The following is an 11,153-nucleotide window of genomic DNA, read 5'->3' on the forward strand; positions in this document are numbered from 1 at the left end:
GAAGCCGTGGTGATGCGGCATGATGCTCCCGCTTCAATTCAATAACCGTGTTGCACTCAGATCCTGCAACCGCCCTACATCTTCATGCTCAATCTGCTTTCCGGACGCGAGGTCAAAATATTTCGCATATAATAAATAAGCGCCGGCAAAAATTTCTGGCACCGAAAGTTTGCGTCCGCGCCGTGTGTTTGATTGGCGATCATCTGTAACCCCCCAGCCAGAATAGAACGGACAGCCTACTGTGGTAACTTTTATTCCGCGTAATAATGCTTCGAAACCAGCAAGAGATGTAATCGTATAAACGTGATCCACTTCGTAAAATGACAGCGGAAGTGGAATGTCTTTTTTTACTACTAAACAGATGCTTTTAACGTCTGCCGGGTTTGACTGTAAGGCACGCTTACCACTCATTACATCCGGATGGGGTTTATAAATGACTTGAGCATCCGGATTTTCAGCGACTGCAAGCCTGACTAGGGCGTTATTAGTGAAAGGGGTTTCGCAGCCCATCACGATAGAGGCATCGTCCTCAACCTGACCGATAACTAACACTCGCTTGCCGGATTTGGAGCCGTACAACGCTTCCATGTCCACTGGAGAGGAGCAGTTATACTTGCTCACACCTAGGCGAAGCATCTCGGAAATAGCATTTTTAGCCCTTACGATCAAAGCAGGGTTGGCAGCGAAGTCGTAGTGTTTCAAAATATCTTCGAGATCAGAAGGCTGTTTTGCGTTGAAATAAGGGGTCTGTACATCCAGTGTTAATGATCGCGCAGGCGCATGCGAGGCTCCCAACTGTACTGAGCGTATAAAGCCATCCTCGACATAACGGATAGGCTTGTTGTTGGCTTTCGCAAAATCAAGGAGGAAGCTGGGTGCCTTGTAACCCCATACAAAAAATTCTGCGCGCGATTGCTTTAGGATTTTTTGAGCCCAGAGTTCCTCGAAGCCTTGAGACGTAATATCTTTGGGAAGAAAGTAGAGATCTCTATCAGGGAAATACGACCTTAAATATTGTTTCCAGTTACTGAAGCCCAGCACGTAGGTCGGGGTAGCGGGCGATGTTTTCGTGGCCCTATTTAGGGCGCTAAAAATCAGGCGTTTTGGTCCTTCGTACAATGCTGATCCGATTCCCACTCAAACACTCCTTAGTCTAACGCGCAATTTAACATGCATAAATTCGAGTATTATATATTCTTCCAGGTTTCCGAGTACAGCATCGTTATTAAAATGTTTAGATTGCGAATCGCTAAGGAATCTCTGAAAAAGACTTCCAAGTCTGGTGAGATATGGCTGTCCCATGAACTGAGCGGTTGAGCCACGATGAAGTAAATGTCTTTCGCTGATGCCGAGTACGCAGGCAAACGTAAGCAGACCCGCCGTGAACGTTTCCTGATTGAAATGGATCAGGTCGTGCCCTGGACTGGTCTGTTGGGCCTGATCGAGCCGTTCTACCCCAAGGCCGGCGGCGGCAAAAACTCTATCATCAATCATTGGTTATCTGGAGCAGGCATTGGGAACTCGACGGCTCTCAGGTGCGGTGCCGATATTGTTTTCGTTTTCAGGAACTCACGGATACCAGAACCTTCAGTCATGTCCTAGGGTGTAAGGCTTTGGGGCTGCAGGCTCAATACCCTAGTCGTGAGCTGGCAATCATCGTGGAGCATAAAATTCGTTTGGGACTGTTTTGATACGAATTAGGAGGGTCTGTGTTGGTGCGGCATGACACCGGAGGGGGGTTAAATAGGCTGCGTGACTTTTGCGTGACTCTCTCACGCACCTATATGCATCTATGGCTATTCGATTGCAGCGAGCACCAGAGATAGCAGTCATGTTTAAAGGGTTTGCAATGCCACTGCAAGCATGGGGTGCTAGGCGGCTAGGCGTATTGCTCTGCCGTTTTTTTTCGGTCATCAGAAAGCTGCAGGGATGATGGTTTTTGGGTCCATAACCAAAGACCTAACCCAGGCGGAATGCGGGCTGCAGGATGCAGGGAAGTACAAAGTAATGGAACGCAAAACACCTTGCAGGGTGCGCAGATAAAGGGATGTAGTCCCGGCTTGCAAATCCGCCCACGCCGGTTCGATTCCGGCTTCGGCCTCCACATACGAAAGCCCCGTAGATTAACGTCTACGGGGCTTTTTTGTTGTGTGCTAATCATCGGACTCGAATAGCAAAGCCGTCTCAAAATCTTGCCCGCCGTAATAAATGCCAATGATAAAAACCTGCTTGCCATCAACGGCAAAAGCAATCACGGCCCGCTTGCGATAGTTCGCTATACGCAGACCCGGGCGTATATCGTCGCGTTGATTTCCTCGCAGGGGAAACGTTCGTAAATCTTCGCAGTAGGCCACGATAGCGTCGGTGTAGCGTTTGGCAACTACTGGAGACGCCGCCGTGGCTATAAATCGGTAGAGCGCCGTCAATTGCTCCAAAGCTTCAGGTGAATACTCAATGGAATACGCCATCAAGATTCGGTCGTTGCGTTCTGATGCTCTGCTGCTAACCGGGCACGCACTTCATCGATGCTTACTGCACGAGAAGGGTCTGCTTTCAGGGCATCGTAAGCGGGAGCTACCTGGCCGACCAGCCAGCTTTCCAGCGCGCGGTCACGGGCCATCAACGCTCGTAGGCCATCACGAATGACTTCGCTTTCAGTAGCGTACTCACCAGCAGCCACTTTAGCTTTCACCGCTTCTGCCATCTGAATGGGCAGAGTGATACTGAATTGTTGAGTGCTGCGCATGATAAGCCTCCCGGGCTGAGTAGGTTTTAATCCTACTCCATCCTTAGAGCCAAACCTAGCGACTCCTTGGCAGTGTATGACATGCGGTCATGTTCTATACATACTGCCCGCAATGCAGCCGTTTTGCCCTTTACGGCCTGCCTTGTGCGGTGCTTTTGTCGTCTGGAGCACTTATGACCCCCCACCTTTCGCATCGTCGCAGGCGGCGCCGACATCACGTCGTTAATCAATGACCGCCTGCTATTGCTACGTACTACGGAAAAACCCGGCATGGAGTCCGACGACTTCGAACTGTGTATTAATGACCGCGACAGCGCCTCTCAAACACAAAATAACTGATTATTTTTAAACCCCTGTAGGAGCGAGCTTGCTCGCGATCTTTTGATCTTGACCCAAGAGGCCCTGTTAAACCACGCAGCCGATCGTAGCCGATCGCAGCCTTCGTTCCTCGTCAGCGACTACAGTCGCCTGCGAATAACGATGCCCGAAAGAGAGGCGACCGTTTGGGGGATGCCATGCCAAATCGCGGGGCCAACTTGGTCACTTACAAGTGTGAGAGGTTTATCGGCAGTGATTAACGTGCTGCGTGTTATGTATTTAACGTATATATCTCAATAAAAAGATCTTGCCCTTTTACGCGCTGGATTAAGCAGCACGCTAAGACATCCAAAAGGGCAAGATCATCAGGTTAATGCTTCTTGCTGAAATCAATGACCATGCGGCCGGTAAATTTACCCTGCTCCATTTCTTCAAAAATCGTATTGATATCTTCGAGTGGACGCATCTGCACTTTTGGTACGACTTTACCTTCGGCGCCGAAACGGAAGGCCTCTTTCAGGTCTTCACGAGTCCCCACCAGTGAGCCAACGACCTCAATACCGTCCAGGACCAGGCGCGGAATGCTCAGGTCCATCGTTTCAACTGGCAGGCCCACTGCCACAACACGCCCTGCGGCGCGGACACTGGCGACGGCAGAGTTAAAGGCTGATTTGGCGACGGCTGTCACGACCGCCGCATGGGCGCCGCCCAACTCTTTCTGAATGATCTCATCGACATTGTCTGTCTTCGGATTAAGGGTTAAATCTGCCCCCATCTCTTTCGCCAATGCCAGTTGCTTGTCATTGACATCAATGGCGATCACTTTGGCATTGAATACATTCTTGGCATATTGCAGGGCCAGGTTTCCCAGCCCGCCCAGGCCGTAAATCGCCAGCCATTGGCCAGGTTTTATACCTGATACTTTAATGGCCTTATAGGTAGTCACGCCAGCGCAGGTAATACTACTGGCTTCTGCTGAATCGAGACCGTCCGGAACTTTGACCGCGTAATCAGCACTGACAATGCATTCTTCAGCCATACCGCCGTCGACGGTATAACCCGCATTCTTGGCTGTGCGGCAGAAAGTTTCTTTGCCGCTGTTACAGTATTCGCAGTTGCCACAGCCGCGGAAAAACCACGCGACACTGGCGCGATCGCCAACTTTAAGTGATGTAACACCATCCGCTACTTCAGTTACAACACCGATGCCTTCATGCCCAAGCGTTATGCCGGATACATCACCGAAATCTGCATTCTTTACATGCAGGTCGGTGTGGCATACACCGCAGCATTCCATTTTTAATAAGGCCTCTCCATATTCTAAAGGGCGTAATTTTTTGTCTTCAATGACGACGGTCTTATTCTTTGCGACAACAGCTGCTTTCATAGTCAACCCCCACGTGTGGTATGTCTGAAGGCTCATGTTGACTGCATAACTAAAAATGAGCGGCTGTAGTCTAGCTGCGATTTTCAAAACCGTTGTCTTTTAGGATCCATTGCGATTTCTGCCCATTCCGACTGTGAGTGATCGCTGCGGTGGGGCCCCGGTTGAGGACAGTTTTGCCCCGAATTAAACCTTAGCCAGGCTAAAACGGGCTGTTCAGACCTTGGGCTAAGCTGTCATGGCCAAGTCGCAGACAGTACGCAGCCAAGATCAGAATTGGATTTTCTAATGGAGATAGATACTATCCTAACGATTAGCCTGCTACCTATCCCATAGCCATGAAGCCACCCTCCATACCGTTATCAGATTTTTGGCAGGCCATCCTCGCACCTTCGCGCAGCGACTTGCTGTTCGCCCTGCGCAATATCATCGCCGGCGCGGTGGCGCTGTATCTGGCGTTGATCTTCGATCTGGAACAACCGCAATGGGCGCTGACGACGGTGTTTATCGTGGGTCAGTTCACCAGCGGGATGGTGTTGGGCAAGGGCGCATACCGCTTGGTCGGCACGCTGGTAGGGGGCGTGGCTTCGGTTGCGCTGATTGCCGTGTTTGGCCAGTCGCCCTTGCTGTTTCTGTTGGCCATGGCAACGTGGTTGGCGCTGTGCACCACTGGCGCCTCACTGTTACGCAGCCATGCCGCCTATGGCTTTGTATTGGCAGGCTATACCACCGCGATCATTGCACTGCCAGCGGTCTCGGACCCGCTGGCGGTGTTCGACCATGCGACTGCGCGGTGCATAGAGATCAGCCTAGGGATTATTTGCGCGTCCGTGGCGAGTACCGTTTTGTGGCCCCGTCACGCCGAGCAGGCGCTGTCGGCTCAAGGGCGAGCGGCCTGGTTGGCCGGGCTTGAAGCCGCGGCGGCAGAACTGCTGGGCACGGATCAACGTAAAGGCATGCTGGTTGCCTTGGGGCGACTGGTAGCGGTCGATAATCAGCATGCCAGCGCCCGCTTTGAAGGCCCGGCAGGGCGGCGCCGCTCTCAAGCATTGCGTGTGCTCAGCCGGGATCTGCTCAGTGTGTTGCGTGCAGCCAGGGCGGTGGCACGCCAACGGTTGATGCTCGATGAGGCTGCGCGTGTCATGCCGTTGATCGAGCAAGTGGCGGCGGCATTGCAGCAAGCGCACCTACAGGACCTGCCCGCGCTGGCCCAACACATCAGGCTGGCGCTCGAGGATCAATCCTTGGGCCAGGAGGCACATTTTTGCTTGTTGGCGCTGGCGCAGTTGTTGCGCTTGATTGAGCAGAGCGCGCTGACACTTCAGGCCCTGGAGCAGGGAAGAGTGCCGCCAGGTGCGCCGGGCGCCATGTCGTGGCACAAAGACATTGAACAGGGCGTGCTCGCCGGGTTGCGTTGCGCCGTGGCTTTTTTGGCTGTGGCGGCGTTCTGGATGTACACGGCCTGGCCGTCGGGCCTGGGCGCAATATCAATCTGCGGCGTGGTATTGAGCCTGTTTGCCGCCAGAGAAAACCCTTCTGAATCCAGCCTTAACTTTTTAAAAGGCATCGCCCTGTCAATTCCGGTGGCCGGGGTGGTGCATTTTGGCCTGCTGCCCGCCTTTGACAGCTTCGCCATGCTTGGCCTGTGCCTGGGCATACCGTTGTTTCTGGCCTCGTTATGCATGAGCCGGCCAGCATTGGCGGCCACCGCTTCGGCGTTCTGCATCTTCTTTGTCAACAACATCGGGCCCAGCAACCTGATGACCTACGACTTCGCCGCCTTCCTCAATAGCGCCGTAGCCACCCTGATGGGCAGCGGCATCGCCGTGCTGGTGTTCCGCCTGATACAACTCAACCCCGGCGAGCGCCATTATCGGCGCATGTACAAAGCCCTGCTGTTTGACCTGGCTCAACTGACCGTACGCCCGCTTGAGCAAGCCGAAAGCTGGTTTGGCGGGCGCATGGCAGACCGCTTGATCCGGCTGTCACGCTACACCGCAGCGTTTGCTACCGGCACCAGCCACTGGTCGCGTGGCCTGCAAGGTTTGGACCTTGGCGATGAGTTGCTCGAACTGCGCGCCTGCCTCGCAAACAGCCAGGGAGCCCTGGCGCTTGCGCGTGATCGCTATTTGCGTTGCCTGGCGGGTGCCTTTAAGCAAGGCGGGCCAAGCGAGCAAAGCCTCAGGCTTATGGATGCACCCAGCCAGGCATTGCTCGAGGCACTGGAGCAACCCTCGAGGTTGGCGGAACAAGAGATGGCCAAAGCGGCGATCTTGCAACTGCAGTACACATGGCGCAAAGCCTGCCAGCCAAGTACCGAATAAGTCTGCGCGACCAACGTATAAAAAACATTCATTCAATAGGTAGTGGCGCAATAGTATCATCGGCCGGGATTGCGCTGGCCTGATAATTCTAGGGCGTTGCAAGCACCTGTAGTCGTTGCCGGAGCATGAGGCGGCGATGGGAGTCGAGTGACCACTAGAGCGGCGGTACTGCATTGCAGCCAGGCGACTAGTTGTTTTCTGAACGTGCTCGTCTTTAAATTTATTGGTTCTTGGTCATACAGATAAACTTTGTCAGCTTCTCCTTTATTTAGTAGATGCTGTGCAAAAAAAACACCAATAAACCCCGTTCCACCAAATATTACTGTGCTTTTCATTGGTTGTTGTCACTCTGTCATAAATATAAGTTTAGTAAACGTTTGGTTTTAGGGTTTCGCACCGTCTAAAACAAAACGACAAAATTAGAAATTGAGCAACAACGTTTAAATTAAAGAATCCATTAGAAAAAATCAGTAGTATGGTTATTTGCATAAAGACAGAATAACTTAAAATGCTTTTTACGGTGGGCTTGGTTCGTGCGAAAAATGCATATGCCGCACCTCCATGTAATGCACTAAATGTAACAATGCCGGCAATTCCCCATGATGTGTACAGTGCTATATAACCTGTTGCAACGTTGAATGCTCCGGAAACCTGATACTCATTGTCAAATCCTGAACCCGCACCAACGCATCCGATGGTCCCCCTTATAACGCCAGGTAACATTGAGCAGGCAAACTGCAGGTCGTAACTGTACGTTGTCATGGTGTATATCGCACTCGTTAGGTTTAAGAGTGGTGTTGTTATATAAATATAAACCCACATAAAACCAGAGGGAAGCCAGTCGGGGTAGTCAAAGCTTGGGCGAGATAGAGAAATAAATAATTCCCTGCCAGTTCTGATGTCACCTACTAACCCAAAGACAACGGCTCCCAGAATCGCCAGAAAAACGAATAAGTATATTTTTCTAAGCGGCGGTCTACCTCTTAGGCATACATATACGAAAAACATTTGGATCATGGATACAACCATCATCTTCCGAGTTACTAGCAATGCAAATACAGCTAAATATAAAAATACGTAGTAGAGGAATTTTTTGTCTCCGTATTTTAGATAGATATAGTAGCTTGCCGTGATGTTGATTGCGCCTAGAGCAAGAAGAAATCCGTGTACACTGGCAATGCCAAATTCGAATTGTGAAATAACTTTACCTAGTAGCATTGAAATTAGTGGTATGTATCCTTCTATCGCGATTTCAACCATTAATATGAGTAAAAATAGATAGGTCATAAAGGTTACTCTCTGTGAGATTGCCTTTCTGTTATCTTCTCGTGCAACTGATGATTTTATTTTGAGTGAGTTTTTACTTACGATTATTGATCGAATAAGAAACATTAAAAAGTAAGCGGCTGCAAAAGGTATTAGTATTGTAAGTGTTGTGCCGAGTGCTGTAAGAGTATCATATATTAATATCTCGCTTGCATTGAGTGCGTATAGCAGTAGTACGAATAGCCATATGCCAACGAATGATGAAAATGGAGCTATTGGCTTTATTTTGATGTGTTTACGCATGGTTATATTTTTATAACCTTTTCTTTAGCTTGTTTAAATTAATAATTAGCGTCTTTGGTAGCTTGCTAAATATGCTGTAAGAAATTAACTCTAGGGGGGTTAGCATATCTTTTGCTTGGCGTAGATAAGCGACTCCTGCCTGCTTTTTGCCAAGTATAAAGTTGGCATTGGCGAGTTTTAGAAGTATTTGTTTGTGCGGTACGGCATCTTTCTTGAACTCAGCGCCGTGTTTTTCGTATATGTGTTTAAGCGCTTCATCTCGCGCTAGGTCGTTCCTTGAAATTGAGTCGGGGAGGTCTAGGGACTCAATTGTAGGTTCTTCGAAACAATGAATTTTATATTCTTTTGAAACTCTTAAGAAAAGCTCCCAGTCTTGGAAGCGTGGAAGTTTTTCGTCAAAGCCTCCGACTTTATCAATAGCGTCGCGTCTGATTATTACGGTGGGCATATCTATAAAATTTGATAGCAGTAGCTTTTCATTAACCCAGCCGCTGTATGTGTTCTTGGGTTGGACGACCTTTTCACCGCTGGGTGATATTTTATAGAAAGTCGAGTAAGTGCAAGCGTATTTTGGGTTTGATTCGAGTTCGGCTATTTGTTTTTCAAGTTTTAGTGGTAGCCAGGTTACATCGCTGTCGATGAATCCAATGTATTTACCTGTGGAGTATTCGATTCCTTTGTTTCTTGCGCCACCACCGCCGTGGCGTTCTTTCAGAGGAATATATTTTACTCGGGAATCACCAATGTCGGTAACCACTTGTGCTGTGTCATCAGTCGAGTTGTCATCCACGACAATTATTTCAATGGGGAAGCTGACTTTTTGTGCCAAAACGCTATGAATTGCAGTCGCTAAATATTTGGCACGGTTATAGGTCGGAAGAATAATACTGACTACTGGCGTGTCGCTAGAAATAGTGTCTGCTCGGGTTTTAGAGTCGTTATTCATTGTATTCGGCATGATGGCCTACTGAAGGGCTTTCGTTAAAATTTAATGTCCATAGCCTTGCCGCTGAGTGCAAGTTGTGGGCAGGTGTCAGTGCCATACAACCATCGCCGAAATTACGAGTGTTGCGGGTATCATTTTCACTAAGAAAGCTGACAGGCTTTTTTCAAAAACCTTGCGGTACAAAATATAGTAAGCCTGGATAAAATTTATATGGAAGGCGATAACTAATGCCCATGCCAATTCGATCATGTCGCGTTGGTAGATACCCCAGGCAATAGCGGAAATTGTGATGATTGCAGACAAGAAGCCACTGTAAAAAAGCATGTTGGCGCTGTTCATTGCCTGGAAGAAACTGCCGCTTGTAGAGAGTACTACTTGAACAGGGATTGCAATGGCTAGCACTTGGACAATAGGTATTACGGCATCCCACTGTGAACCCAGCATCAAATGCACTATAAGTGGGGCTAGAAAAAATATGCCTGCTCCCGCGACGGCCCCTACTATTGAAAGCTTGAAGGTGAAGTCACGATGGATAGCCTCTACTTTTTCCTTGTCTCCGGAGTACTTACGAATGACAGGCTGTATCGCGGGTGTCATGGCGAAAGTGAGCAGCATAAGCGGATAGCGCATTAGCTGATAAGCCTTGTCATAAACGCCTAGTGATGAAGCCCCTAAATATTTACCTACCAAAATATTGTCGAGGTTTCGAGAGAAATAATTTATAAAATTGAAGCCGAATTGGTATGCCGAAAATAAAAGGAGTGGCTTGATCGCGGAGAATTTACTCCCTGCTCGCGGACGCCCAAATTCAGTTGAACCTGAAAAGTAATAAAGAACCAGGAAGTTACTTGCAGCACTGAATGTCGTCTTTGCGGCCAATGCGTGTAGTGGATCAATCCAGCGTGTCAGTACAACGGTTGCCGCGGTAGATATTATTTCTGCAGTGAGTCCTGCATTGGCAATGCGAAAAAATGCTTGGTCGCGTTGTAGAAATGCACTTGGCAAAATTGAAGCCGAGAAAAAAACAAGCGCAACAGCGACATAAGGAACTACTTCATCAACTCGAGGTAATTTGTAAAATTGAAGAAATACAGGAGTTAAAAGATAAAAAAAACCGCCGCAAACAATGCCGCCTACGAGTGTTAGCCCAAATAGACCGTTTCGGTCGCGTTCATCAATTTTCTCCTGGTTGATTATCGCAGGTCCTAAGCCCGCTTCCGACATTAGTTGAAAAAAAAGGAAAAACACCATGATTGAGGCCACGGTTCCAAATAGATCAGGCGTAAAAAGCCTAGCCAGTAACATCATTGAGGCTAGGTTTGCCGCATAGACTGCGTAGCGGCCGAGCATACTTTTGCCAATAGCAACATACAAATGTCGTGGGATTATCATGGGTATATTTACCTTGCCTTCCCTTTAACATTGACGTCTATCTCTGCTATTTTGCACCGTGCATGACAGCCTGTAAAAAATGAATGCAGAACTTTTGATATTTTTATTTTATTCTTGCCCAAGGGCCATAACAAAATTTGTTTTGTTGCTATACCAATTATTTTGATGGAGGGGTAGTGCCGTAACATTAACCCCAAGTCGTAACTTCTTTCGGCCTCTCTAAATACGGTTACTTCTTTTGATTCTATTTCAAGTCGAGATAAAGAGTGCTCAAATCCCGGGATGGATTGAAGTTTTTCGACTAGACCTAAGTTGTTTAAACGTGCAAAAAAAGAGGTGTCCACACCGTACAGGGCAAAATTATTGTCAAACACAGAGCCATACTTGGCTTTTACAATGGGCGGCCGCAAAAACTGAGTGCAACACCTGACCTTTCCGGTACGGTGCTGCCACTATGTCCTATCACGAACTCAG

Annotated in this window: 9 protein-coding genes and 2 pseudogenes; 3 read left to right on the top strand and 8 right to left on the bottom strand. The window is 48.8% G+C overall.

Features of this window, described 5'->3' with window-relative positions; genetic code table 11:
* Positions 1-33: 33 nt before the first annotated feature.
* The gene (locus tag GHO41_RS30845; protein WP_153435121.1) at positions 34-1,137 is read right to left on the bottom strand and encodes a capsular polysaccharide biosynthesis protein; all 1,104 of its coding nucleotides are present in this window, start codon (positions 1,135-1,137) and stop codon (positions 34-36) included.
* 195 nt (positions 1,138-1,332) lie between these two features.
* Between GHO41_RS30845 and GHO41_RS26855 the strand changes: the two are divergent.
* A pseudogene (locus GHO41_RS26855) lies at positions 1,333-1,476 on the top strand (IS5/IS1182 family transposase); the annotation flags it as partial.
* A 677-nt stretch (positions 1,477-2,153) separates the two neighbouring features.
* Here GHO41_RS26855 and GHO41_RS26860 read toward each other — a convergent pair.
* Entirely contained in the window at positions 2,154-2,468 is a 315-nt protein-coding gene (locus GHO41_RS26860; RefSeq protein WP_153435122.1) for a type II toxin-antitoxin system RelE/ParE family toxin, read from the bottom strand.
* The gene (locus GHO41_RS26865; RefSeq protein WP_153435123.1) at positions 2,468-2,746 is read right to left on the bottom strand and encodes a type II toxin-antitoxin system ParD family antitoxin; all 279 of its coding nucleotides are present in this window, start codon (positions 2,744-2,746) and stop codon (positions 2,468-2,470) included. Before GHO41_RS26865 ends, GHO41_RS26860 begins: the two co-directional genes overlap by 1 nt.
* A 192-nt stretch (positions 2,747-2,938) precedes the next feature.
* Here GHO41_RS26865 and GHO41_RS30480 point away from each other — a divergent pair.
* Positions 2,939-3,064, top strand: a pseudogene (locus GHO41_RS30480) (late control protein); the annotation flags it as partial.
* Between the two features lie 370 nt (positions 3,065-3,434).
* Here GHO41_RS30480 and adhP read toward each other — a convergent pair.
* Positions 3,435-4,451: an alcohol dehydrogenase AdhP gene (gene adhP, locus GHO41_RS26870; protein WP_048369058.1), complete on the bottom strand. Its 1,017-nt coding sequence runs from the start codon at positions 4,449-4,451 to the stop codon at positions 3,435-3,437.
* A gap of 335 nt (positions 4,452-4,786) precedes the next feature.
* Here adhP and GHO41_RS26875 point away from each other — a divergent pair, with 335 nt between their 5' ends.
* Positions 4,787-6,772: an FUSC family protein gene (locus GHO41_RS26875; protein ID WP_153435124.1), complete on the top strand. Its 1,986-nt coding sequence runs from the start codon at positions 4,787-4,789 to the stop codon at positions 6,770-6,772.
* A gap of 366 nt (positions 6,773-7,138) precedes the next feature.
* Here the strand turns inward: GHO41_RS26875 and GHO41_RS26880 are convergent, their stop codons facing one another.
* The 4 genes from GHO41_RS26880 to GHO41_RS26895 form a co-directional block, all read right to left on the bottom strand.
* Positions 7,139-8,341, bottom strand: a complete 1,203-nt coding sequence (locus tag GHO41_RS26880; RefSeq protein WP_153435125.1) for an O-antigen polymerase — start codon at positions 8,339-8,341, stop codon at positions 7,139-7,141.
* Between the two features lie 10 nt (positions 8,342-8,351).
* Positions 8,352-9,287: a glycosyltransferase family 2 protein gene (locus GHO41_RS26885; protein ID WP_178126592.1), complete on the bottom strand. Its 936-nt coding sequence runs from the start codon at positions 9,285-9,287 to the stop codon at positions 8,352-8,354.
* An 87-nt stretch (positions 9,288-9,374) separates the two neighbouring features.
* Positions 9,375-10,679: a lipopolysaccharide biosynthesis protein gene (locus GHO41_RS26890; RefSeq protein WP_153435127.1), complete on the bottom strand. Its 1,305-nt coding sequence runs from the start codon at positions 10,677-10,679 to the stop codon at positions 9,375-9,377.
* An 8-nt stretch (positions 10,680-10,687) separates the two neighbouring features.
* Entirely contained in the window at positions 10,688-11,053 is a 366-nt protein-coding gene (locus tag GHO41_RS26895; protein ID WP_153435128.1) for a hypothetical protein, read from the bottom strand.
* Between the last annotated feature and the right edge of the window lie 100 nt (positions 11,054-11,153).

The sequence above is a fragment of the Pseudomonas sp. FSL R10-0399 genome (assembly GCF_009600165.1).
In the GTDB taxonomy this organism is placed as follows: domain Bacteria; phylum Pseudomonadota; class Gammaproteobacteria; order Pseudomonadales; family Pseudomonadaceae; genus Aquipseudomonas; species Aquipseudomonas helleri.

Excerpts from the sequence above, each read along its gene's own strand:
- GHO41_RS26860 (WP_153435122.1), bottom strand. The coding sequence starts at position 2,468 with ATGGCGTATTCCATTGAGTATTCACCTGAAGCTTTGGAGCAATTGACG.
- GHO41_RS26865 (WP_153435123.1), bottom strand. The coding sequence starts at position 2,746 with ATGCGCAGCACTCAACAATTCAGTATCACTCTGCCCATTCAGATGGCA.
- adhP (WP_048369058.1), bottom strand. The coding sequence starts at position 4,451 with ATGAAAGCAGCTGTTGTCGCAAAGAATAAGACCGTCGTCATTGAAGAC.
- GHO41_RS26875 (WP_153435124.1), top strand. The coding sequence starts at position 4,787 with ATGAAGCCACCCTCCATACCGTTATCAGATTTTTGGCAGGCCATCCTC.
- GHO41_RS26880 (WP_153435125.1), bottom strand. The coding sequence starts at position 8,341 with ATGCGTAAACACATCAAAATAAAGCCAATAGCTCCATTTTCATCATTC.
- GHO41_RS26885 (WP_178126592.1), bottom strand. The coding sequence starts at position 9,287 with ATGAATAACGACTCTAAAACCCGAGCAGACACTATTTCTAGCGACACG.
- GHO41_RS26890 (WP_153435127.1), bottom strand. The coding sequence starts at position 10,679 with ATGATAATCCCACGACATTTGTATGTTGCTATTGGCAAAAGTATGCTC.